Here is a 22,153-nt window from a genome sequence, read left to right as displayed (position 1 = left end):
TGATGCGTTCACCCGCTGCATTTGCTGATAGGGTTGAGCGGTCTTTGACCGGCTCCCCGAGAGGAAGGATCGGAACGTGATTGGACGTTTGCGCGGCACCTTGGCGGAAAAACAGCCGCCGCACCTGATTATCGACGTCAACGGCGTGGGGTACGAACTGGAAGTTCCCATGACCACGCTGTACCGTCTGCCCAAGGTGGGCGAAAGCGTCACCGTGCACACTCATCTGGTGGTGCGCGAAGACGCTCACTTGCTATACGGCTTTGCCGAAAAGCGCGAGCGCGAGCTGTTCCGGGAGCTCATCCGCCTCAACGGCGTGGGCCCGAAGCTGGCGTTGGCGCTGATGTCCGGCCTGGAGGTCGACGAACTGGTGCGCTGCGTGCAAGCCCAGGATACTTCGGCCTTGGTGCGCGTGCCCGGTGTCGGCAAAAAAACCGCCGAACGCTTGCTGGTCGAGCTCAAAGACCGCTTCAAGGCCTGGGAAACCTCTCCCGCCATGTTCACCTTGGTGTCCGATGGGCCGTTGCCGGTCGCCAGCGAGTCCACTGCCGAGGCCGATGCGGTCAGCGCACTGGTCTCGCTGGGCTACAAGCCGCAGGAAGCCAGCAAGGCAATCGCCGCGATCAAGGACAAGGCCGGCCTGAGCAGTGAAGAGCTGATCCGCCGCAGCCTGAAAGGGATGATTACCAAGTGATCGAAGCCGACCGCCTGATCGCCGCCAGTGGCCGCGACCGTGAAGAAGTCCAGGACCGGGCGATTCGTCCGCTGCGCCTTGACGAGTACATCGGCCAGCCGGTCGTGCGCGAGCAGATGGCCCTGTTCATCCAGGCCGCCCGTGGGCGCAACGAGTCGCTCGACCACACGCTGATCTTCGGGCCGCCCGGGTTGGGCAAGACCACGTTGGCCAACATCATCGCCCAGGAAATGGGCGTTTCGGTCAAAAGCACCTCGGGCCCGATCCTCGAGCGTCCAGGTGACCTGGCGGCCATGCTGACCAACCTCGAACCCCACGACGTCCTGTTCATCGACGAGATCCACCGGCTGTCACCGGTCGTCGAAGAGGTGCTGTACCCGGCCATGGAGGACTTCCAGCTCGACATCATGATCGGCGAAGGCCCGGCCGCCCGTTCGATCAAGCTCGACCTGCCACCGTTCACCCTGGTGGGTGCCACCACCCGTGCCGGCATGCTCACCAACCCGCTGCGGGACCGCTTCGGCATCGTCCAGCGCCTGGAGTTCTACAGCGACAAGGACCTGGCCACCATCGTCAGCCGTTCGGCCAACATCCTTGGCCTGGTCATCGAAGATCAGGGCGCCTACGAAATTGCCCGCCGTGCCCGTGGCACGCCGCGTATCGCCAACCGCCTGTTGCGCCGCGTGCGCGACTACGCCGAGGTGCGCGGCAAGGGCCAGATCACCAAGGCCGTGGCCGACATGGCGCTGAACCTGCTGGACGTCGACGAGCGCGGTTTCGACCATTCCGACCGCCGCCTGCTGTTGACCATGATCGAGAAGTTCGATGGTGGCCCGGTAGGCGTGGACAACCTGGCGGCGGCGATCAGCGAAGAGCGCCACACCATCGAGGATGTGCTCGAACCGTACCTGATCCAGCAGGGCTATATCATGCGCACGCCGCGCGGCCGCGTGGTTTCCCGGCATGCCTATCTGCACTTTGGCCTGAATGTTCCCGGGCGCTTGGGGGAGGGCGGTGATTTTTCAGAACCAGGCGATGAATGACAGATCGAATGCGACTTTTCGTGGTCCTACCGCTGGCATGCCCAAGGTGCGCTGGCAATAAGACATTAATGAAGAAAAAACAGTTGCCACAGCGGATTGGCAAGCTGAGGAGTAAGCACTAGAGTATGCGCGCGCAAAATCAGCTCGAACCGTTCGCACACCGTTGTCGCGTCTATTACGAAGATACCGATGCGGGCGGCGTGGTGTATTACGTCAACTACCTGAAATTCATGGAGCGCGCGCGCACCGAACGCCTGCGGCACCTGGGCTTTTCCCAGTCGCAACTGGCCGAAGACAACCTGCTGTTCGTGGTCCATTCCAGCGAAGCGCGCTATCACGCGCCGGCGCGGCTGGATGACGAATTGCGGGTAACCGCGCAAGTACTTGAACTCAATCGCGCCAGCCTGCGTTTCGTGCAGCAGGTCTGGCGGGAAAAGGATGAAACGCTGCTTTGCGAAGGGCAGTTCCTGGTGGCCGCCGTGCGCGCCGACACTTTCAAACCCCGAGCCATACCCCCCCAGCTGCGCGACGCCTTTGCGGCGGACGGCTCGGGTAATCAATCGAATGCAGGAGAATAAGCGTGGAAGCTAACGTCGTCGACCATACCTCCATGTGGAGTCTGGTCAGCAATGCCAGCGTGGTGGTACAGCTGGTAATGCTGACCCTGGTGGCCGCCTCGGTCACTTCATGGATCATGATCTTCCAGCGCAGCACCATGCTGCGCGCCGGTCGTCGTGCGCTGGATGCCTTCGAGGAGCGCTTCTGGTCGGGCATCGACCTGTCCAAGCTGTACCGCCAGGCAGGCAGCAACCCAGACCCGGACTCCGGTGTAGAGCAGGTATTCCGTGCCGGCTTCAAGGAGTTCTCGCGCCTGCGCCAGCAGCCGGGCGTTGACCCGGATGCGGTCATGGAAGGCGTTGGCCGTGCCATGCGCGTGGCCATTTCGCGCGAGGAAGAAAAACTCGAACAGAGCCTGCCATTCCTGGCCACGGTTGGTTCGACCAGCCCGTACATCGGCCTGTTCGGTACCGTGTGGGGCATCATGAACTCCTTCCGCGGCCTGGCCAGCGCCCAGCAGGCCACCCTGGCCACCGTTGCCCCGGGTATCGCCGAAGCGCTGATCGCTACCGCCATCGGCCTGTTCGCGGCAATCCCGGCGGTCATCGCCTACAACCGTTTCGCCGCGCGCAGTGAAGTGCTGATCGGTCGTTACTACACCTTCGCCGACGAGTTCCAGGCGATCCTGCACCGCAAAGTGCACACCAGCGAAGAGTAATCAGGTAGAAGCCCATGGCCCGAGTTCGCCACAAACGCAAGCCCGTCGCCGAGATGAACGTGGTGCCCTACATCGACGTGATGCTGGTGCTGCTGGTCATCTTCATGGTGACGGCGCCCATGCTCAACCAGGGCGTGAAGGTCGACTTGCCCAAGGTTTCCAGCGAAGCCTTGCCGCAGGACAACAACGTCCAGATCCTCACCATCTCCATCAAGGCCGATAAAACCTATTACTGGAACCTCGGCAGCGAAGTCGATACCGACAAGCAGATGGACAAGGCCATGACCTTGCCCGCCATGACCGACGCCGTGACCAAGATCATTGCTGCCGGCCGTGACCAGGGCAAGCAGACCCAGGTGTTCATTCGTGGCGACAAGGCTGTCGACTATGGCGCGGTCATGGGTGCCATGGGCGGGTTGCAGAAGGCCGGTGTCGGTAACGTTGGCCTGATTACCGAGGCGCCCTGATGCAACAGCGAGAGCCATCCGCCTCGGAAAGCTACTTCTGGCCCAGTGTCTGGGCCATCGGCCTGCATGTGTTGGTGTTCGCCCTGCTGTTCGTCAGTTTTGCCATGACGCCTGAGCTGCCGCCATCCAAGCCGATTGTTCAGGCTACCCTGTACCAGCTCAAGTCCAAGAGCCAGGCGACTACCCAGACCAATCAGAAGATTGCCGGGGAAGCGAAGAAAACGGCTTCGCGCCAGACCGAGGTCGAGCAGCTGGAGCAGAAGAAGGTCGAGCAGGAAGCCGTGAAGGCCGCGGAACAAAAGAAAGCCGACGCTGCTCAAAAGGCCGAAGAGGCCCGCGAAGCCGCCGAGGCGAAAAAAGCCGAGGACGCTGCCAAGGCCGCCGAAGCCGCCAAGGCTGCCGAGGCCAAGAAAGCCGCCGAAGCCAAGAAGGCCGACGAGGCGAAGAAGGCCGCCGAGAAGCAGCAGGCTGACATCGCCAAGAAGAAGGCCGAGGAAGAAGCCAAGAAAAAAGCCGAAGAAGAGGCCAAGAAAGAGGCCGCTGAAGAGGCGAAGAAACAAGCCGCCGAGGACGCCAAGAAAAAGGCAGCCGAAGAGGCCAAGAAGAAAGCAGCCGAGGACGCCAAGAAGAAAGCGGCGGCCGAGGATGCGAAGAAGAAGGCAGCTGAAGAGGCCAAGAAAAAGGCCGCTGCAGACGCCCAGAAGAAAAAGGCACAGGAAGCGGCCCGCAAGGCGGCAGAAGACAAGAAAGCCCAGGCCCTGGCCGAGCTTTTGTCTGACACCACCGAGCGGCAGCAAGCGCTGGCCGACGAGCAGGGTGACCAGGTGGCCGGCGACTTCGACGACCTGATCCGCATGCGCGCGGCCGAAGGCTGGGCGCGTCCGCCTTCCGCGCGCAAGGGCATGACGGTGGTCCTGCAGATCAACATGTTGCCGGACGGTACCATCACCAGTGTCAGCGTGGCCCGTTCCAGTGGTGACGGCCCGTACGACAGTTCGGCGGTGGCTGCGGTGAAGAACATTGGTCGTTTGACCGAGATGCAGGGTATGAAGCCGAGCGATTTCAACCAATATCGTTCGTTCAAGATGACATTTACACCTGAGGATCTAGCGTTGTGATTAAACGTCTTAGAGGACTGCTGGTCATGCTGTGCTGCGTGGCAGGCATGGCCGTGGCAGAGGAAAAGAACATCCTGGTCACCAGCGGCAGCGACCGGGCAACGCCCATCGCGGTAGTGCCGTTCGGTCTGCAGGGCGGTAGCGTGTTGCCAGAAGACATTGCCGATATCATCGGCAACGACCTGCGCAACTCTGGCTACTACTCGCCCATTCCGCGGCAGAACATGATCAGCCAGCCGTCGCAGGCCAGCGAAGTGATCTTCCGTGACTGGAAAGCGCTGGGTGCACAGTACGTGATGGTGGGCAGCATCGTGCCGGCAGGCGGTCGCCTGCAGGTGCAGTACGCGCTGTTCAACGTCGCTACCGAGCAGCAAGTGCTGACCGGCAGCGTCGCGGGTAGCACCGACCAGTTGCGCGACATGGCGCACTACATTGCCGACCAGTCGTTCGAGAAACTCACCGGCATCAAGGGTGCGTTCTCCACCCGCATGCTGTACGTGACGGCCGAGCGTTTCTCCACCAACAACACCCGCTACACCCTGCAGCGTTCGGACTACGACGGTGCGCGTGCAGTTACCCTGCTGCAATCGCGTGAGCCGATCCTGTCGCCGCGCTTTGCGCCGGATGGCAAGCGTATCGCCTATGTGTCGTTCGAGCAGAAGCGCCCGCGTATCTTCATCCAGAACATTGATACCGGCCGCCGCGAGCAGGTGACCAACTTCGAAGGCCTGAACGGTGCGCCAGCCTGGTCGCCGGACGGTTCGCGCCTGGCGTTCGTATTGTCGAAAGACGGCAACCCGGACATCTACGTGATGAACGTGGCATCGCGCCAGATCAGCCGTGTTACCGCTGGCCCGGGTATCAATACCGAACCCTTCTGGGGTAAAGATGGCAACACGCTTTACTTCACTTCCGACCGTGGCGGCAAACCGCAGATCTACAAACAGTCGGTCGGTGGTGGTGGTGCCGAGCGCGTAACCTTCGTGGGTAACTACAACGCCAACCCGAAACTTTCGGCGGACGAAAAAACCCTGGTGATGATCCATCGCCAACAGGGCTTTACCAACTTTAAAGTGGCGGCACAGGACTTGCAGCGCGGAAGTGTAAAGATTCTGTCTGAAACAAGTCTTGATGAGTCTCCCACTGTTGCGCCTAACGGCACCATGCTAATCTACGCCACCCGCCAGCAGGGCCGGGGAGTCTTGATGCTCGTGTCGCTTAATGGCCGCGTGAGGCTCCCACTTCCTACCGCTCAAGGCGAAGTCAGAGAACCGTCCTGGTCCCCTTACCTGAACTGATTGCGGCGTAATACGTTTTGCTTAACACACTGGGGTTTCATTAGGAGTTTCACGATGGAAATGCTGAAGTTTGGTAAATTTGCTGCGCTGGCTCTGGCCATGGCCGTAGCTGTAGGTTGCTCCTCGAAGGGCGGTGACAACGCAGGCGAAGGCGCTGCTGTAGACCCGAACGCTGGCTACGGTGCCAACACTGGCGCAGTTGACGGCTCCCTGAGCGAAGAAGCTGCCCTGCGCGCAATCACCACCTTCTACTTCGAATACGACAGCTCGGACCTGAAGCCAGAAGCCATGCGCGCTCTGGACGTTCACGCCAAGGACCTGAAGTCCAACGGCAACCGCGTTGTTCTGGAAGGCAACACCGACGAGCGCGGCACCCGCGAGTACAACATGGCTCTGGGTGAGCGTCGTGCGAAAGCCGTTCAGCGCTACCTGGTTCTGCAGGGCGTTTCCCCTGCTCAGCTGGAACTGGTTTCCTACGGCGAAGAGCGTCCAGTTGCCACCGGCAACGACGAGCAGTCCTGGGCTCAGAACCGTCGCGTAGAACTGCGTAAGTAAGTTCTTATGCGTATGTGCCGCCGTGTAGTAACCGTCCTCGCACTCAGCCTGCCGCTCGCGGCCTGGGCTGAGGTCCCTGTAGTAGATGACAACGCAGGCAGTTATCCGCCCGCGGGTTATGGCACGAGCGGCGCCTATGCCGGGTCGGGGGCTTCGGCCCCTGCCTCTGCACAGGGCCAGCTGTTCATGCAGCTGCAACAGATGCAGGACCAGCTTTCCCGCCAGCAAGGCATCATCGAAGAGCTGCAAAACGATGTGTCGCGCATGAAGCAGGAAAACCTGGAGCGATACCAGGACCTGGACCGTCGCATCAACAGTGGCGCTGCGCCTGCCGCAACCCCTGACAATTCCTCCGGTGGTGGTGCTTCCAATGCCGCCCCCGATGCAGCAGCAGGTGCTGCTGCGCAACAACCGGCCGCCAGTAGCGAGCCCGGTGATCCGGCGAAAGAAAAGCTCTACTACGATGCCGCTTTCGACCTGATCAAGCAGAAAGACTTCGACAAGGCCAGCCAGGCGTTCAATGCCTTCCTGCGCAAATACCCCAACAGCCAGTACGCCGGCAATGCCCAGTACTGGTTGGGTGAAGTGAACCTGGCCAAGGGCGACCTGCAAGGTGCCAGCCAGGCCTTTGCCCAGGTTAGCCAGAAGTACCCGAAACACAGCAAAGTGCCGGATTCGCTCTATAAACTGGCCGATGTCGAGCGCCGCATGGGCCACACCGACAAGGTCAAGGGCATCCTGCAGCAGGTCATCACCCAGTACCCCGGCACCTCCGCCGCGCAACTGGCTCAGCGTGACCTGCAGAAGCTCTAAGCGTTGTAGCTGTACCTTTCGAAAGAAACCCGCGCCAGTCGCGGGTTTTTTCGTTAGAATCACTGCCCTTTTTTCGTAAACACGCTGCTGCGGATAACGCGATGTCGAGTCCGCGACAGTGCCTGACGGAGGCGGACAGCCTGTTTAGCTGTCACGCCCGTGGCGAGCATGCAAGACACACTACGCATCACCGAAGTCTTTTACTCTTTGCAGGGTGAAACGCGAACGGCTGGGCTGCCCACGGTTTTCGTGCGCCTCACCGGTTGCCCCCTGCGCTGCCAGTACTGCGACAGTGCCTATGCCTTCACCGGCGGCACCATTCGCACCCTCGATTCGATCCTTGAGCAGGTTGCCGGCTTCAAGCCCCGTTATGTCTGTGTCACCGGCGGCGAGCCCTTGGCCCAGCCGAATGCCTTGCCGTTGCTGCAGCGCCTGTGTGACGCCGGTTACGAGGTGTCGCTGGAAACCAGCGGCGCGCTGGATATCGCTGGCACCGACACGCGCGTTAGCCGCGTAGTCGATTTGAAGACCCCGGGCTCCGAGGAGTCGCACCGTAACCGCTATGAGAACATCGAGCTGCTGACCCGCAATGACCAGGTCAAGTTCGTCATCTGTTCCCGAGAGGACTACGACTGGGCGGTGTCCAAGCTGATCCAGTACAACCTGGCCGAGCGTGCCGGCGAGGTGTTGTTCTCGCCGAGCCACCATCAGGTGAGTGCCAGCGACCTGGCAGACTGGATCGTAGCGGACAACCTGCCTGTACGCTTCCAGTTGCAGTTGCACAAGCTGCTGTGGAACGACGAACCCGGACGTTGATTGAGGAGCAAGCACACATGACAGAAAAGCGCGCAGTAATCCTGTTGTCCGGCGGCCTGGACTCCGCCACCGTGGTCGCCATGGCCAAAGCAGAAGGCTATAGCTGCTACACCATGAGCTTCGACTACGGCCAGCGCCACCGTGCCGAGCTGAACGCTGCCGCACGCGTGGCCCGCGACCTGGGTGCGGTCGAGCACAAGGTGATTGGCCTTAACCTTGACGGTATTGGTGGTTCGGCGTTGACCGACAGCAGCATTGACGTGCCGGAAGCCCCCAGTGAAGGTATCCCGGTCACCTACGTGCCGGCCCGCAACACCGTATTCCTGTCGCTGGCCTTGGGTTGGGCAGAAGTGCTGGAGGCGCGCGACATCTTTATCGGCGTCAATGCCGTGGATTACTCCGGTTACCCGGATTGCCGCCCCGAGTTCGTCGAGGCCTTCGAGCGTATGGCCAACCTGGCGACCAAGGCGGGCGTAGAGGGGCAGGGCTTCCGCATTCAGGCGCCGCTGCAGAACATGAGCAAGGCGCAGATCGTGCAGGCTGGTATCGCCCGTGGCGTGGATTACAGCTTGACCGTTTCCTGCTATCAGGCCGACGATGACGGCCGTGCCTGTGGTAAATGTGACAGCTGCCGCCTGCGTGCAGATGGCTTCAAGGCAGCCGGTGTCGAAGACCCGACACGGTATGTTTGACAAAAAACCTTTGATGGAGTGTTGATTTCCCGTTAGAAATCAGTATTATACGCGCCATCCAACGGGTCGTTAGCTCAGTTGGTAGAGCAGTTGGCTTTTAACCAATTGGTCGTAGGTTCGAATCCTACACGACCCACCATACTCAGTACGTCAAAGCCCGCTACCGGTAACGGTCGCGGGCTTTTTCGTTCTCGGTGCGTCATGCGCTCCCAGCTTACTCGGCCCACTCCGGATCCCCGGTGAATACCACCGTCAGCCAGCGGTCCGGCCCTTCGCCACCGACGGCATCGCCAATCTCGTTGCGCCATGCGTCCCATTCGTCGATGGTCTTCGCCGCCATGGCCTTTGGCACGATGAAGTACAGCTCGATCTCCCGCGAGCGCCCGACCTTGGCCACATAGGCGCGGTATGACTGCAGCCCGTGGCGGGCAACGAAGGCCTTGGCCACCTCATCCACATGCAGCTTGAGGTCGCCGGGGGTGACCAGAAATATTTCTGACAGCGCCTGGCGTACCACCGACATCGGCAACGGCACGATTACCAGGCACACCAGCGCCAGCACGGCCGGGTCGATGTACGGTGATACCCACTCCAGCGACGTGCCTTGCACTGCGTAACCAAAGCAGAACGCAATCAGTAGCGCGGCGGTGATGCTGGCCGACATCACCCAGCCCTTGACGTCCATGCGCACGAAGTCTGATTTCAGCTTGCGGTTGGCGCGGGCCTCGACCACGGCGATGGTCACGCAGGTGATCACGGTCAGCACCGCATAGATCATGGCAATGCCGAATTCGAGGTGACGGCCGCCTTGCAGCAGGCTGCTGACGGCGTTGATCAGTGCGTAGATGGCCACGCCGCTGAGCAGAATGCCGTTCAGAGCCAGCACCATGGGTTCCAGGTGCCAGAAACCCATGGTGAAGCGCTCGCGCAGCTTGCGCGACATCTGCACGCTGGTGGTGTGCGAGGTGATCAGTTTGACCACAACAAGCGACAGGCCACTCATGCTGGCGTCGACCAGCGAATAGACGCCGTCGAAGACGATGGAGTAGGAGCCGGAGGCCACGCCGAAGGCGATACCGATGCTGGCGATGAACAGGGTGACGGCAATCGAGGTGCGTAAAAGGCCCTGTTCGCTGGTGATGTCGAAGAACGATTGTTTGCTTTGTGATTCCATGAAATGAACTCAGTCGTAACGAAGTGACTATCTTCAGTTTTGCGCAATTATTGTAGGAGCGGCCTTGTGTCGCGATCGGGCTGCGAAGCAGCCCCACGATTCTAGCTGTGTCGCACAAATTGCCGGGGCTGCTGCGCAGCCCGATCGCGACACAAGGCCGCTCCTACACGCGGAATTGCTCCATCAGCGCCTGTTGTTGATTGGCCAGCCGGTTCAGCGCCTGGCTGATGCGTGCCGATTCGTCGGCCTGGCCCGCCAGCGACTCGGTCACATCCCGAATGCCGGCGACGTTGCGGTTCACCTCCTCAGCCACCGCGCTCTGTTCTTCCGCGGCCGAGGCAATCTGCAGGTTCATGTCGCTGATCACGGTCACCGCCTCGCCAATGCGCTGCAGTGCCGGCAGCGCCTGTTCCATGCGCGCTGCGCTGTCCTGTGCCTGGCGCTGGCCCTCGTGCATGGCGCCCACGACATCCTGGGTGCCTTGCTGCAAGCCTTCGATGACCTGGCGAATCTCCTCCACCGACACCTGCGTGCGCTGGGCCAGCCCGCGTACTTCATCGGCGACCACGGCGAAACCGCGCCCGGCCTCGCCAGCACGGGCCGCTTCGATGGCGGCATTCAGCGCCAGCAGGTTGGTCTGCTCGGCGATGGTGCGGATCACTTCCAGTACCGAGCCGATCTGCCCGCTGCGGTCTTCCAGGGCACGTGCCTCGTCCATGGCGGTGTCCATGCCGGCAGCCAGGCGGTCGATGCCCTGGCGGGTGCTGTCGATCAGCTGCAGGCCTTCGCGGCTGGCCTGGTCGGCGGCGCGCGCGGCCTGAGCCGCCTGCGAGGCGTTGTGGGCGACATCCAGGGCGGTGGCGCTCATCTCGTTGGCAGCCGTGGCCACCTGCTCGATTTCGCGGTGCTGCTGTTGCATGCCGTTGCTGGTCTGGCTGGCGATGGCGGCTGACTGGTCAGCGGTATCGCGGGCTTCCTGCAACGAGCCTTTGACCTGGGCGATGATCGGCTGCAGCTTGTCGAGGAAGCGGTTGAACCACCCCGTGAGCTGGCCCAGTTCGTCCTCGCGGGCGTATTCCAGGCGGCGGGTCAGGTCGCCTTCGCCGCTGGCGATGTCTTTCAGGCGCGCAGCCACGGCCAGGATGGGCCGGGTAACGCCGCGTGCGGTCAGCCATACCAGCAGCAAACCCACCACCGCCGCGCCAAGGCCGATCAGCAGGCTGGTGAGGTTGGCGCTTTGGTTGTGTGCGTCCAGGCGTTGATTGAGGGCCACGGCGGGTGCCTGCAGCACGCTTTCTGGCAGCTCCAGCAAAACCTGCCACGGGGCTGCGTCAGGGATTGGCGTGAAGGGGTGCGCCACGCGCAGCAGGCCGTCGGCTACCGCCTTGTCCATGGGCTGGCCGAGCGCGCTGTCGTCGCGGCTGTTGCCTGCCAGCAGGCCGGCAGCACTGGCGATACTCACCTGGCCCTGGCCATTGAACAGTTCGCGGCGGCCATCCACGCTCAGTTGCTGGAGGTTGGCAAGGCCAATGTCCAGGCCCACCACACCGACCACCTTGCCGTGCTCCAGCAGCGGCAGGGCGATGCTGGTCATCAGCACCTGGCGGCCGTTGACGTCGTCCAGATACGGCTCGAGCATGCACGTTTTGGCGGTGTCCTGCGGGCAGGTCAGCCAGCGGTTCTTCGCCGCGCCGTTGCTGCCGATGCTGGCATCGCCGAGCATCGATTCCGGCATGGCCTCACGTTCCAGTGCGCCGGGGCTTGGCTGCGACCAGTACAACGAGAAGCGCCCGCTGTCGTTGCTGCCTGCGGCATCCTGGCCGACGAACTGGCTGTCCTGCTGGTCCAGCGCGTTGGGCTGGAACACGAGGTACAGGCCTATCACGTCCGGGTTGCCGGCCAGGCTGGCACGCGCCTGGCGGGTCAGCTCGGCGCGCAGGTCACTGCCGCCACGGGCCTTCAGTACTTGTACCAGGCGGGCAAAGCCATTGCCGTACTGGTAAGCGTCCATGAAGTAGCGCTGGATACGCAGGGCCTGGGTTTCGGCGTGGGCCTGCAGGCGCTGGCGGGCGCTGCTGTCGAGCATGGCGGTGTTGGCCTGGTTGACCAGCGCGGCACTGCGTTGTGCCTGGGTCAGCGAAGTGGCCACCAGCAAGGCGACGATGGCCAGCAGGCACAAGCCGGCGAGCAGGGTGATCTTCCATTGGATGGAGAGGCGACGCAGCGGCATGAGGGCTTTCCTTTTCGAGCAAGTACAACGCCCGCGGTCAGGCGCGGGCGTTGTTGGCAGCGTGGGTCATTCGGCGACGTAGTTGGGCGGTGCCGATCGGAAGGCTTTGGTCAGCCAGCCCAGGTAGATCAGCCCGAGCGCAGCCCAGATGCCGCCAAACATCAGCGAGTGTGCATTCAGGTCCAGCCACAGCGAGACGATGATGCAGAAGCCGACGGTAGGCAGTACCAGGTATTTCAGCTGGTTGGCCAGGCCTTTGCGGTTGCCTTCGCGCAGGTAGCAGTGGTTGATCACCGACAGGTTGACGAAGCTGAACGCGACCAGGGCGCCGAAGTTGATGATCGAGGTGGCGGTCACCAGGTCGAAGAAGATTGCCGACAGCGAAATCAGCCCCACTACCGCAATGTTCAGCACGGGGGTCTTGTAGCGTGAATGCAGGCGGGCAAAGACGCTGGCCGGGATCACGTTGTCGCGGCCCATCACGTACAGCAGGCGCGACACGCTGGTTTGCGAGGCCAGGCCAGAGGCGATGGTGTTGATCACGGTGCAGGCGATGAAAATCGACTGGAACAGTTTGCCACCCACGTACAGGGCGATTTCCGGCAGGGCCGCTTCATGGTCGTGGAAGCGCGCCATGGTCGGGAAATAAGCCTGGATGAAGTACGACACGGTGATGAACACCACGCCGCCGATCAGCGCAGTGAGGAAAATGGCACGAGGGATGGTCTTGCTCGGGTCACGGGTTTCCTCGGACAGGCAGGTAACAGCGTCAAACCCCAGGAACGAGAAGCACAGGATGGTCGCGCCAGCGGCCAGGGCGCTGAACTGGGTCTGGCTGTCGCCGAAGGGGACCAGGCTCCAGGCGGTACCCAGCCCTTCACCGTGGTCCAGGCCGCGCACGCACAGGTAGATGAACACCGCGATGATCGCTACCTGCACGCCCACGAACAACAGGTTGAAGTGTGCCACCAGGTTGACGCTGCGCATGTTGATCAGGCTGATCAGGGTGACGAAGCCGGCCACCCACATCCACTCTGGTACTTCCGGGAACATGGCCGAGAGGTAAAGCTTGGCCAGCAACGCGTTGACCATCGGCAGCAGCAGGTAATCCAGCAGCGACGACCAGCCGACCAGGAAGCCTACATGCGGGTTGATGGCGCGTTGGGTGTAGGTGTAGGCCGAGCCCGACTGCGGGAAGCGCTTTACCAGGGTGCCGTAGCTCACGGCGGTGAACAGGATGCCGGCCAGCGCCAGGATGTAGGCGCTGGGTACGTGGCCGGCGGTAATCCCGCTGACAATGCCGAAGGTGTCGAACACGGTCATCGGCGTCAGGTAGGCCAGGCCGATGATGATCACATGCCAGAGACGCAGGGTTTTGCGAAGTTGGCCGTTGCCGGTAGCGCTGTGGTCATGCTGCATGCTGGCATGGCTCCTGCTGCTGGGCGTAAACGACGGGCACGGTGTATTGCGCATGCGGCAAGGGCGAGCGGGTGGGCTCCATGTTGTTCACCTTTTATGTTGGAGCGGCGGAAGGCGCGGGGGGACGCGCAAAGTGGTGAAAATAAAAAACGATGGGTAGGTGGGTGTCAAGTTAAACATGACAAGATGTTACTGAATTGAAACATTTATCGATTTAAAGGCTGTTTTGTTCGGTTTTTGCGCGGTTTTTTGCGGTTTTGATCAATTTGAATGTTCGTAAAAATTAACGATTTAGCGTCGTCCTTGGGCTGGGTGTCAGACGCTTCCCAAAAATGCCATTTCTCGATCCGCACCCGCCTGTGTCACCTGTTGCAGTGGTAATCTTCGCTGCGTGGTCTTTGGTCGCCCAACAAGCCCTTACGGACAGCATTCGGTTCTATTCATGAAGAAATCAGTTGGCATCCTTTCCGGCCTGGCTATCGCCATTGCCGTCGCAACCACCGTTGGCGCCTGGTACACCGGCAAGCAGCTGCCGGCCGAGCTGGACAATGCCCTTGCCCGCAGCAACGCCGAGCTGAAGAAAGCCCTGGTGACCACCGGTGGCAGCATGAGCATCGAGCGGGTGTCGCTGGAGCAGCATTTCTTCAGCAGTACCGCCCAGTACCGCCTGAAAGCACGCGACATCAACGTGGGTGACGGCGAGGTGTTGAGTTTCGACGTGGGCGTGACCGACCAGATCGAGCACGGCCCGTTCCCCTGGTCGCGGGTCAAGGCGTTCAAGCTGATGCCGGTGCTGGCGGTCAGCAACAGCAGTTTGCAAAAGGACGAAGCCACCGCACCGTGGTTTGCCGCAGCGGGTGAGCAGGCGCCGGTCAGCGCCCAAACCAGCCTGGGCTACGGCGGTAATGTGGTCAGCCAGGTTCGGCTGGCGCCGGTCAAGCTCGACGAAGCGGACGGCAACAGCCTCGACTTCTCGGGTATGCAGCTGGAGGTCAGTGGCGACAAGGAAGGCAAGGCATCCAGATTCCACGGCCAGGCCGACCGTTTCGTGATGAAACTGGTGCATGACGACCAGCCGCCTGCCACGTTCGAGCTCAAAGGCCTGAAGCTTGGCGGTAACCTGGCAGCCACCGCGCACGACGCCATCTATGTCGGTAATGCCGACCTGACGCTGGCTGAAACCAAGGTCACCCTGGGGCCCAAACAGCAGGTACTGCTGATCAAGGGCTTTGAGCAAAATGCCCTGCAGACCCTTGATGGCCCGGATACCGTGGGCGGTCGCGTGGAGTACAAGGTTGGCGACATCACCTGGGATGGCCGTGCAGTGGGTAAGGCACAGATGGCGGTGAGCATTACCTCGGTCAACGCACCGGCGCTGCAGGCATTGTCGAAGTGGTACCAGGCGCATCTGGCGGAGTTCGAAGCTGCCTCTGCTGCCGGCCAACCCGTGCCGCAGATCCAGATGGACGACGCGGAAAAGGCCAGGTTCCAAGGGGATCTGAAGCAACTGCTGGCTGCCAAACCCAAGGTGGCGATAGAAAACCTGTCGTTCAAGACCGCCAATGGCGAAAGCCGCTTCAACCTGTCGATGGACTTTGCCGCCCCGTCCAGCTTCGACCTGCCGCCGGATCAGTTGAGCAAGCAGATGATCACCGAGGTGAAGAGCAAGCTCTCGTTGTCCAAGCCGATGATGGGTGACCTGGCGACCTTGCAGGCCCTGCTGGATGGTCAGACTGACGCTCAGGCGATTGCCATGCAGTCCAGCCAGGCGGGGGAGATGGTTGGCATGATGGCGCTGCAGAGTGGCATGGCGACTGTCGAAGGTAATGATGTGGTGAGCAGTCTGCACTATGCCGATGGCATGGTTGACTTCAACGGCAAGAAAATGACCGTTGAGGAATTTGTCATGCTCATGGCAGCGCACATGGCGGCCTTGTCGCCGCAGGGTTGATCGCCAGCCTGTACTGGCCTCTTCGCGGGTTTACCCGCGAAAGGGCCGGTGCAGCCAACACAAAAACCACTTTAGAATTCGCTGGATTGTCTGTAGCCTTCGGCCTCCGATAATAATCCGTGCCCGCAGAGGGCCGTGGCGGGCAGTATGCCGTCCGGCACCCTTAGCCGATCTGTCAGGGCCGGGTGATACACTCGATTTGACGCGCACGCGCGCCTGCAGGTCCAGCGATCATGACCCAGATTTCCGAACGCCTGTTGGTTCAGGCTCACCTCGACGCCAAGCAGCCCAACCCGCTGACAGCCGAGCAGGAGGCCGAATACCGTGCGGCCATCGCTGCCGAGCTCAAGGCCCAGAACGCAGTGCTGGTTGCCCACTATTACTGCGACCCGGTCATCCAGGCGCTGGCTGAAGAAACCGGCGGCTGCGTGTCCGACTCGCTGGAAATGGCCCGCTTCGGCAAGAACCATCCGGCCGAGACCGTGATCGTGGCTGGCGTGCGTTTCATGGGCGAAACGGCAAAAATCCTCACCCCGGAAAAGCGCGTGCTGATGCCGACCCTGGAGGCGACCTGCTCGCTCGACCTGGGTTGCCCGGTCGAAGAGTTTTCTGCGTTCTGCGACCAGCACCCTGAACGTACCGTGGTGGTTTACGCCAACACGTCCGCTGCCGTAAAGGCCCGTGCTGACTGGGTAGTGACCTCAAGCTGCGCGCTGGAAATTGTCGAAAGCCTGATGGATAACGGCGAGACCATCATCTGGGGGCCGGACCAGCACCTGGGCCGTTACATCCAGAAGCAGACCGGTGCCGACATGCTGCTGTGGGACGGTGCCTGCATCGTTCACGAAGAGTTCAAATCGCGCCAGCTGGCCGACATGAAGGCGCTGTACCCGGACGCAGCGATCCTGGTGCACCCAGAGTCGCCGGAAGCGGTCATCGAACTGGCCGACGCAGTGGGTTCTACCAGCCAGCTGATCAAGGCAGCGCAGACCCTGCCGAACAAGACCTTCATCGTCGCCACCGATCGCGGCATCTTCTACAAGATGCAGCAGCTGTGCCCGGACAAGGAATTCGTCGAAGCGCCTACTGCCGGCAATGGCGCGGCCTGCCGCAGCTGCGCACACTGCCCGTGGATGGCGATGAATACCCTGGAGCGCGTGCTGCACTGCTTGCGTAATGGCGGTGATGAGATTTTCGTCGACCCGGCGCTGGTGCCCAAGGCGATCAAACCGTTGAACCGGATGCTGGACTTTACCCAGGCTGCAAGGCTGAAACTGTCCGGTAACGCCTGACGACAGACCGCATCGTCTTCTTCGCGGGCTCGCCCGCTCCCACAGATACAGCGCCGCGCTCGCAGGCGGTGCAACCCCTGTGGGAGCGGGCGAGCCCGCGAAAGGGCCCTCAGCGCCCCATCATTTCCCGAACCATGCGCTGCTGCTCCATGATCTCGCGCTGGCGCTGGTCAATCTGCGAAGCCAGCGGGAAGTTGCTGCCCGACCGGCGCTTGGCGTAATCCAGTTGCTGGATCGCCTGGTCAAAGTCCCCCACCAGGGTGAAGTATTCAGCCCGCGCCCGGTGCAGGCCAATGGTATTGCCCGACAAACCCCGCACTTCAGCCATGTCGTACCACACGTCCGGGTCATCCGGCCGGCTCTTGACCAGTTCGTTCAGCACCTTCTCCGCTTCGGCAGGCTTGTTCTGCTTCACCAGCAAATCGGCGCGGACCTGTTTTAGCGGGTAGTTGCCCGGGTACAGCCCCTGCATCCGCTCGGCGCGCTGCTGGGCGTCGGCCAGGCGATTGTTGGTGATGTCCAGGTCGATCTGCGCCAGGTTGTAGGTGATGTCGTTGGGTGCTTTGGCCAGTAGCGGCTTGAGCATTTCACGCGCTTCGTTCAGCTGCCCGCCTTTGATCTGAGCCAAGGCCAGGCCGTAACGCGCGGCGTCCAGTTTTGGGTCTTCGTCCAGCTGGGCGCGGAAGCGCTTGGCAGCAAGCCCCGGTGTACCTTCGTAGGTCAGCGCCACCCGGGCGCGAATCAGTTGGTAGCGCATGCTGTCTTCAATGCCGCCCTTGGGCGCCTGGTCGGCCCGGTTGCGGGTATCGGCGATACGGGATTCGGTCACCGGGTGGGTCAGCAGGAATTCAGGCGGCTTGGCGTCATAGCGGTACTGGCGTGCCAGGCGCTCGAACATGGTCGGCATGTTGCGCGGGTCGTAGCCGGCCTTTTCCAGGTTCTGGATACCGATACGGTCGGCTTCCTGTTCGTTCTGGCGCGAGAAGCGGCGCTGTTCCTGGATTGCCGCCGCCTGGGTACCGGCAATCATGCCGATGCCCGCATCGCCGGCGCCACCGGCGGCCAGCACGATACCGGCCAGCAACGCCGCCATCATCGGCAGCTGCATGCGCTGCTGCGCCTCGACGCCTCGGGCGAAGTGGCGCTGCGACAAGTGCGCCAGTTCGTGCGCCAGTACCGAGGCGTACTCGCCTTCGGTCTGGGCGTTGAGGAACAGCCCGCCGTTGACCCCGACAATGCCACCCGGGGCGGCAAAGGCGTTTAGCTCGCGGCTGTCGATCAGGATGAATTCCAGGCGCCGGTCCTGCAGCTGGCTGGTTTCGGCCAGTTTGTACACGCTGGTTTCGACATAATCCTTGAGCTGTGGGTCGTTCAGCTGGTTGACCTGGCCACGCAGCAGGCTCAGCCAGGCGCGGCCCAGTTGGTGCTCCTGTTGCGGCGAAACGATCGCGGAACTGGCGTCACCCAGTGATGGCAGGTCGTCAGCATGGCCGGGAAGGGCCATCAGGCAGGCCAGCGTCAGCAGGGTAGGGCGCAGTAGATTCATGCATGAAGCTCGCGTCGGTCAAAGATACCTACTGTAGCGGGCTCACACGTTGGCGACCAGTGGCGCTATCCTAGCCGGCCCTGTCAGCAAGCAGTCTGGCAACGCCTTTGGAGACCCTGCGATGAGTGACACCCTGACCTGCGATGCCGAACTGGACGCCAGCGGGCTGAATTGCCCTTTGCCGCTGCTCAAAGCCAAGATGGAGCTCAACCGCCTTGCCAGTGGCGCGGTACTCAAGGTGATCGCCACGGATGCCGGGTCGCAGCGTGACTTCCGCACTTTCGCCCAGTTGGCCGGTCATACCCTGCTGCGGGAAACGGCCGAGTCCGGCACCTACACTTACTGGCTGCGCAAGGCCTGAGTCTTTACCAAGGATCGTCAATGTTCAAAGTGCTTCGCGACTGGATGCAGCGCTACTTCTCCGATGAAGAAGCAGTGGTGCTGGCGGTCCTTCTGTTTCTGGCTTTCACGGCCGTTCTCACCTTGGGCGGCATGCTCGCGCCCGTGCTGGCGGGTATGGTGCTGGCGTTCTTGATGCAGGGCCTGGTCAACGCCCTGGAGCGTGTGCGGGTACCGACGCGGCTGGCGGTAATGTTGGTGTTCGCCCTGTTCATGGGCGCGCTGGCGCTGTTCATGCTGGTGCTGGTGCCGCTGCTGTGGCACCAGCTTATTACCCTGTTCAACGAGCTGCCGGGCATGCTTGGCAAGTGGCAGTCGCTGCTGTTGCTGCTGCCCGAGCGCTACCCGCACCTGGTGTCGGACGAGCAGGTGCTGCATGCCATCGAGTCGGTACGTGGCGAAATCGGCAAGTTTGGCCAGTGGGCGCTGACTTTCTCGCTGTCGAGCCTGCCGTTGCTGGTCAACGCCATGATCTACCTGGTGCTGGTGCCGATCCTGGTGTTCTTCTTCCTCAAGGACCGCGAACTGATCGGGCGCTGGGTGAGTGGCTATCTGCCGCGCCAGCGCACCCTACTGAACCGGGTGGGCAGCGAGATGAACCGGCAGATCGCCAACTACATCCGTGGCAAGGGCATCGAAATTCTGATTTGTGGCATTGCTACCTACATTGCCTTCATCAGCCTGGGGCTCAACTACGCCGCACTGCTGGCGCTGCTGGTGGGGCTGTCGGTGGTCGTGCCCTACGTGGGGGCGGTGGTGGTGACGGTGCCGGTGACGCTGATTGCGCTGTTCCAGTGGGGCTGGGGCGACCAGTTCATCTACCTGATGACGGTGTACGCGATCATCCAGGCGCTGGATGGCAATGTGCTGGTACCGCTGCTGTTCTCCGAGGCGGTAAGCCTGCACCCGGTGGCGATCATTTGCGCGGTACTGCTGTTTGGCGGGTTGTGGGGGTTCTGGGGGATTTTCTTCGCCATCCCGCTGGCGACCCTGATCAAGGCCGTGCTGGATGCCTGGCCGCGGCAGGAGCCTAGCGTTTCACCGATGCTGTAATTTTTGGGGCTGCTTTGCAGCCCATCGCGACACAAGGCCGCTCCTACAAGAGAACGCGATTCCCTGTAGGAGCGGCCTTGTGTCGCGATAGGGGCGCAAAGCGCCCCCCATCAATCTCAAGCCTTGCTCAATGCCTGAGCCGCAGCCAAAACTGCATCCACATGCCCTGGCACCTTCACCCCACGCCATTCCTGGCGCAGTACACCCTTCTTGTCGATCAGGAAGGTGCTGCGGTCAACGCCCATGTATTCCTTGCCGTACAGCTTCTTCAGCTTGATCACGTCGAACAGCTGGCACAGGGCTTCGTCCTTGTCGCTGATCAGCTCGAACGGGAAGCCTTGCTTGGCCTTGAAGTTCTCGTGCGACTTGATGCCATCGCGCGACACGCCGAACACCACCGTGTTGGCTGCGGCAAAGGCGTCATGCTGGTCGCGGAACCCCTGGCCTTCGGTGGTGCAGCCCGGCGTGCTGTCCTTCGGGTAGAAGTACACCACCACTTGCTGGCCCTTGAGTTCGGCCAGGCTGACGGTTTGCCCGCTGGTGGCCTGGGCCTGGAAGTCGGCAACAGGTTGGTCGAGTGCTACAGCCATGGTGGTTTCCTTACATGGGGTTCTGTGGGCGCCAAGGTTCGATCAGCGCGTCCAGGTTCAGGGCATCGGCAAAGTCCAGGAACTGGTCACGCAACCAGCTGATTTGCGTGCCGGCCGGCAGAATCACGGTGAACTGGGCGTTGAGCATGCTGCTGCCGGTTTGCGGAGCCAGGTAGGTGTCGCAGGTCATGGCTTCCAGCTCGACGCGGTGGTCGAGGAAGAACTGGCACAGCTCGTTGATGATGTCCGGGCGATAGGCGGCGCTGACGTAGGCCACGTACGGCAGGGCCTGCGGGCGCACTTCCTGGTCGGCGCTGCGCACCACGTCCAGGGTCAGGCCATGTTTTTTGCCCAGGCCCGGCAGGGTGGACTCCAGGCGCGCCAGGGCGTCCCAGCTGCCGCCCACTTGCAGCACCAGGGCGCTGGTCTCGCCGTGGCGGCTCAGGCGCGAGGTGACCACCGCGCAGCGGTTTTCGAAAGCGGCGCGGCTGAGGACGTTGGCCAGTTCCATGGGGTTCGGGCCCAAGGCACTGATGACAAGGAATTGTTCGCGGACGGTGGGGGTGGACATGCAGCGTTCCTAAAGCGATGAGCGGTCGGTACAGGACGGGCGAAAGCCTCCTGTCGGCAGGGCCCGGGGCTCGCATGCGAGGTCGTGGACGCTGGCGGGGAGCAAGGTCGACGGCCCGGCGGGCCGCGCTGCACCGATCAAAGGATCAAGGGTAGCGAAATAAGGCGCCGAGGGGAATGCTCCGCCTGCCTGCTTCGCTTGTGCAAGGCCGATGCCCCCAGTACCATTACGGCTCTCTTTTTCCGGCAGGAGCAGTTACATGATTGCGGGCAGTATGGTGGCATTGGTCACACCCATGGATGCACAAGGGCGTGTGGACTGGGGCAGCCTCGACAAACTTGTAGACTTCCACCTGGAAAACGGCACCCATGCGATCGTCGCTGTCGGCACCACCGGTGAGTCCGCCACGCTGGATGTCGAAGAACACATCCTGGTCATCAAGCACGTGGTCGAGCGCGTCAAGCGCAGCAGCCGCCGCGTTCCGGTCATTGCCGGTACCGGTGCCAACGCCACTGCCGAAGCCGTGCACCTGACCCAGAACGCCAAGAGCGCCGGTGCCGATGCTTGCCTACTGGTAGTGCCGTACTATAACAAGCCGACGCAAGAAGGCCTGTACCAGCACTTCAAGCACATTGCCGAAGCCGTCGACATTCCGCAGATCCTCTACAACGTACCTGGCCGCACCTCCTGCGACATGCAGGCCGAGACCGTGATCCGCCTGTCGACCGTGCCGAACATCATCGGCATCAAGGAAGCCACCGGCGACCTGGTCCGCGCCAAGGCCATCCTCGATGGCGTCAGCAAGGACTTCATCGTCCTGTCCGGCGATGACCCGACGGCCGTTGAACTGATTCTGATGGGCGGCAAGGGCAACATTTCTGTTACCGCCAACGTCGCCCCGCGCGAAATGGCCGATCTGTGCGAGGCCGCCCTTGAGGGCAATGCCGAGAAGGCCCGCGCGATCAACGAAAAACTCATGCCGCTGCACAAAGACCTGTTCTGCGAAGCCAACCCGATCCCGGTGAAGTGGGCGCTCGTCGAAATGGGCCTGATGCAAAAGGGCATTCGCCTGCCACTGACCTGGCTGAGCGAAGGCTGCCACGAAAAAGTCCGTACTGCCTTGCGCCAGTCCGGCGTACTGGTTTAAGAGGAAGTA

General features: G+C 61.9%; 21 protein-coding genes, 1 tRNA gene and 2 pseudogenes. 17 read left to right on the top strand and 7 right to left on the bottom strand.

Annotated features, from left to right (window positions below):
- The first annotated feature begins 76 nt into the window (after positions 1–76).
- The 12 genes from ruvA to QQ992_RS21440 all read left to right on the top strand — a co-directional run bounded on the left by ruvA (position 77) and on the right by QQ992_RS21440 (position 8,911).
- Positions 77–694: a Holliday junction branch migration protein RuvA gene (gene ruvA / locus QQ992_RS21495; protein ID WP_016711996.1), complete on the top strand. Its 618-nt coding sequence runs from the start codon at positions 77–79 to the stop codon at positions 692–694.
- Complete coding sequence (ruvB, locus tag QQ992_RS21490; protein ID WP_286110946.1) at positions 691–1,737, top strand: Holliday junction branch migration DNA helicase RuvB; 1,047 nt, start codon at positions 691–693, stop codon at positions 1,735–1,737. Before ruvA ends, ruvB begins: the two co-directional genes overlap by 4 nt.
- A 125-nt stretch (positions 1,738–1,862) precedes the next feature.
- The gene (gene ybgC / locus QQ992_RS21485; RefSeq protein WP_016711994.1) at positions 1,863–2,315 is read left to right on the top strand and encodes a tol-pal system-associated acyl-CoA thioesterase; all 453 of its coding nucleotides are present in this window, start codon (positions 1,863–1,865) and stop codon (positions 2,313–2,315) included.
- A 2-nt stretch (positions 2,316–2,317) separates the two neighbouring features.
- Positions 2,318–3,013, top strand: a complete 696-nt coding sequence (gene tolQ / locus QQ992_RS21480) for a protein TolQ (RefSeq protein ID WP_010952367.1) — start codon at positions 2,318–2,320, stop codon at positions 3,011–3,013.
- A 14-nt stretch (positions 3,014–3,027) separates the two neighbouring features.
- On the top strand, positions 3,028–3,480 hold the full coding sequence (gene tolR, locus QQ992_RS21475) for a protein TolR (RefSeq protein ID WP_003254760.1): 453 nt from the start codon (positions 3,028–3,030) through the stop codon (positions 3,478–3,480).
- Positions 3,480–4,598, top strand: a complete 1,119-nt coding sequence (gene tolA / locus QQ992_RS21470) for a cell envelope integrity protein TolA (RefSeq protein ID WP_016711993.1) — start codon at positions 3,480–3,482, stop codon at positions 4,596–4,598. The genes tolR and tolA overlap by 1 nt, the downstream gene beginning before the upstream one ends.
- 26 nt (positions 4,599–4,624) lie before the next feature.
- A complete protein-coding gene (gene tolB / locus QQ992_RS21465; protein WP_019098470.1) occupies positions 4,625–5,896 on the top strand; it encodes a Tol-Pal system beta propeller repeat protein TolB in 1,272 nt (423 codons plus the stop codon).
- Between the two features lie 54 nt (positions 5,897–5,950).
- Positions 5,951–6,451, top strand: coding sequence for a peptidoglycan-associated lipoprotein Pal (pal, locus tag QQ992_RS21460; protein ID WP_012273762.1), 501 nt, complete (start codon positions 5,951–5,953; stop codon positions 6,449–6,451).
- A gap of 6 nt (positions 6,452–6,457) precedes the next feature.
- Positions 6,458–7,264 (top strand): tol-pal system protein YbgF, encoded by an 807-nt coding sequence (ybgF, locus tag QQ992_RS21455; protein WP_105945489.1) that lies wholly within the window; start codon positions 6,458–6,460, stop codon positions 7,262–7,264.
- Positions 7,265–7,432: 168 nt separating this feature from the next.
- Positions 7,433–8,080, top strand: coding sequence for a 7-carboxy-7-deazaguanine synthase QueE (gene queE, locus QQ992_RS21450; protein WP_286110945.1), 648 nt, complete (start codon positions 7,433–7,435; stop codon positions 8,078–8,080).
- A 17-nt stretch (positions 8,081–8,097) separates the two neighbouring features.
- A complete protein-coding gene (queC, locus tag QQ992_RS21445; RefSeq protein ID WP_274082065.1) occupies positions 8,098–8,772 on the top strand; it encodes a 7-cyano-7-deazaguanine synthase QueC in 675 nt (224 codons plus the stop codon).
- 63 nt (positions 8,773–8,835) lie between these two features.
- Positions 8,836–8,911, top strand: a tRNA-Lys gene (locus QQ992_RS21440).
- A 75-nt stretch (positions 8,912–8,986) separates the two neighbouring features.
- Here QQ992_RS21440 and QQ992_RS21435 read toward each other — a convergent pair.
- From QQ992_RS21435 to QQ992_RS21425, 4 genes and pseudogenes are all read right to left on the bottom strand, one after another.
- Complete coding sequence (locus QQ992_RS21435; protein ID WP_286110944.1) at positions 8,987–9,946, bottom strand: cation diffusion facilitator family transporter; 960 nt, start codon at positions 9,944–9,946, stop codon at positions 8,987–8,989.
- A 163-nt stretch (positions 9,947–10,109) separates the two neighbouring features.
- Positions 10,110–10,619: pseudogene (locus tag QQ992_RS28165) on the bottom strand (methyl-accepting chemotaxis protein); the annotation flags it as partial.
- A gap of 396 nt (positions 10,620–11,015) precedes the next feature.
- A pseudogene (locus tag QQ992_RS28160) lies at positions 11,016–11,957 on the bottom strand (cache domain-containing protein); the annotation flags it as partial.
- 285 nt (positions 11,958–12,242) lie between these two features.
- On the bottom strand, positions 12,243–13,595 hold the full coding sequence (locus tag QQ992_RS21425) for an APC family permease (protein WP_274082075.1): 1,353 nt from the start codon (positions 13,593–13,595) through the stop codon (positions 12,243–12,245).
- A gap of 442 nt (positions 13,596–14,037) precedes the next feature.
- On the opposite strand from QQ992_RS21425, the gene QQ992_RS21420 reads away from it, so the two are divergent.
- Both QQ992_RS21420 and nadA read left to right on the top strand, forming a co-directional pair.
- Entirely contained in the window at positions 14,038–15,546 is a 1,509-nt protein-coding gene (locus QQ992_RS21420; protein WP_286110942.1) for a YdgA family protein, read from the top strand.
- Between the two features lie 233 nt (positions 15,547–15,779).
- Entirely contained in the window at positions 15,780–16,838 is a 1,059-nt protein-coding gene (nadA, locus tag QQ992_RS21415; RefSeq protein ID WP_016711984.1) for a quinolinate synthase NadA, read from the top strand.
- A 109-nt stretch (positions 16,839–16,947) separates the two neighbouring features.
- On the opposite strand, the gene QQ992_RS21410 is transcribed toward nadA, so the two are convergent.
- On the bottom strand, positions 16,948–18,384 hold the full coding sequence (locus QQ992_RS21410) for a M48 family metalloprotease (protein WP_016711983.1): 1,437 nt from the start codon (positions 18,382–18,384) through the stop codon (positions 16,948–16,950).
- 121 nt (positions 18,385–18,505) lie between these two features.
- Here QQ992_RS21410 and QQ992_RS21405 point away from each other — a divergent pair, with 121 nt between their 5' ends.
- Together QQ992_RS21405 and QQ992_RS21400 are read left to right on the top strand one after the other, a co-directional pair.
- Entirely contained in the window at positions 18,506–18,745 is a 240-nt protein-coding gene (locus tag QQ992_RS21405) for a sulfurtransferase TusA family protein (protein ID WP_286110941.1), read from the top strand.
- 20 nt (positions 18,746–18,765) lie between these two features.
- Positions 18,766–19,836 carry an AI-2E family transporter gene (locus QQ992_RS21400; protein ID WP_019098477.1) on the top strand — a complete coding sequence of 357 codons (1,071 nt, stop codon included), beginning with the start codon at positions 18,766–18,768 and terminating at the stop codon, positions 19,834–19,836.
- 116 nt (positions 19,837–19,952) lie between these two features.
- On the opposite strand, the gene QQ992_RS21395 is transcribed toward QQ992_RS21400, so the two are convergent.
- The gene (locus QQ992_RS21395) at positions 19,953–20,426 is read right to left on the bottom strand and encodes a peroxiredoxin (protein WP_286110940.1); all 474 of its coding nucleotides are present in this window, start codon (positions 20,424–20,426) and stop codon (positions 19,953–19,955) included.
- A 10-nt stretch (positions 20,427–20,436) separates the two neighbouring features.
- A complete protein-coding gene (locus QQ992_RS21390; RefSeq protein ID WP_003254741.1) occupies positions 20,437–20,997 on the bottom strand; it encodes a glycine cleavage system transcriptional repressor in 561 nt (186 codons plus the stop codon).
- Positions 20,998–21,256: 259 nt separating this feature from the next.
- Between QQ992_RS21390 and dapA the strand changes: the two genes are divergently transcribed.
- Entirely contained in the window at positions 21,257–22,144 is an 888-nt protein-coding gene (gene dapA, locus QQ992_RS21385) for a 4-hydroxy-tetrahydrodipicolinate synthase (RefSeq protein ID WP_019098479.1), read from the top strand.
- The last annotated feature ends 9 nt before the right edge of the window (positions 22,145–22,153 follow it).

This window comes from Pseudomonas kurunegalensis, from assembly GCF_030291635.1.
In the GTDB taxonomy this organism is placed as follows: domain Bacteria; phylum Pseudomonadota; class Gammaproteobacteria; order Pseudomonadales; family Pseudomonadaceae; genus Aquipseudomonas; species Aquipseudomonas monteilii.
Note: the sequence above shows the minus strand (reverse complement) of the source record. Positions and strands in the feature narration are given on the sequence as shown.

Bases quoted from the DNA above. Each gene is read 5' to 3' on its own strand.
- ybgC (WP_016711994.1), top strand. From the start codon at position 1,863: ATGCGCGCGCAAAATCAGCTCGAACCGTTCGCACACCGTTGTCGCGTC.
- tolR (WP_003254760.1), top strand. From the start codon at position 3,028: ATGGCCCGAGTTCGCCACAAACGCAAGCCCGTCGCCGAGATGAACGTG.
- tolA (WP_016711993.1), top strand. From the start codon at position 3,480: ATGCAACAGCGAGAGCCATCCGCCTCGGAAAGCTACTTCTGGCCCAGT.
- tolB (WP_019098470.1), top strand. From the start codon at position 4,625: ATGCTGTGCTGCGTGGCAGGCATGGCCGTGGCAGAGGAAAAGAACATC.
- pal (WP_012273762.1), top strand. From the start codon at position 5,951: ATGGAAATGCTGAAGTTTGGTAAATTTGCTGCGCTGGCTCTGGCCATG.
- ybgF (WP_105945489.1), top strand. From the start codon at position 6,458: ATGCGTATGTGCCGCCGTGTAGTAACCGTCCTCGCACTCAGCCTGCCG.
- queE (WP_286110945.1), top strand. From the start codon at position 7,433: ATGCAAGACACACTACGCATCACCGAAGTCTTTTACTCTTTGCAGGGT.
- queC (WP_274082065.1), top strand. From the start codon at position 8,098: ATGACAGAAAAGCGCGCAGTAATCCTGTTGTCCGGCGGCCTGGACTCC.
- QQ992_RS21435 (WP_286110944.1), bottom strand. From the start codon at position 9,946: ATGGAATCACAAAGCAAACAATCGTTCTTCGACATCACCAGCGAACAG.
- QQ992_RS21425 (WP_274082075.1), bottom strand. From the start codon at position 13,595: ATGCAGCATGACCACAGCGCTACCGGCAACGGCCAACTTCGCAAAACC.
- QQ992_RS21420 (WP_286110942.1), top strand. From the start codon at position 14,038: ATGAAGAAATCAGTTGGCATCCTTTCCGGCCTGGCTATCGCCATTGCC.
- nadA (WP_016711984.1), top strand. From the start codon at position 15,780: ATGACCCAGATTTCCGAACGCCTGTTGGTTCAGGCTCACCTCGACGCC.
- QQ992_RS21410 (WP_016711983.1), bottom strand. From the start codon at position 18,384: ATGAATCTACTGCGCCCTACCCTGCTGACGCTGGCCTGCCTGATGGCC.
- QQ992_RS21405 (WP_286110941.1), top strand. From the start codon at position 18,506: ATGAGTGACACCCTGACCTGCGATGCCGAACTGGACGCCAGCGGGCTG.
- QQ992_RS21400 (WP_019098477.1), top strand. From the start codon at position 18,766: ATGTTCAAAGTGCTTCGCGACTGGATGCAGCGCTACTTCTCCGATGAA.
- QQ992_RS21395 (WP_286110940.1), bottom strand. From the start codon at position 20,426: ATGGCTGTAGCACTCGACCAACCTGTTGCCGACTTCCAGGCCCAGGCC.
- QQ992_RS21390 (WP_003254741.1), bottom strand. From the start codon at position 20,997: ATGTCCACCCCCACCGTCCGCGAACAATTCCTTGTCATCAGTGCCTTG.
- dapA (WP_019098479.1), top strand. From the start codon at position 21,257: ATGATTGCGGGCAGTATGGTGGCATTGGTCACACCCATGGATGCACAA.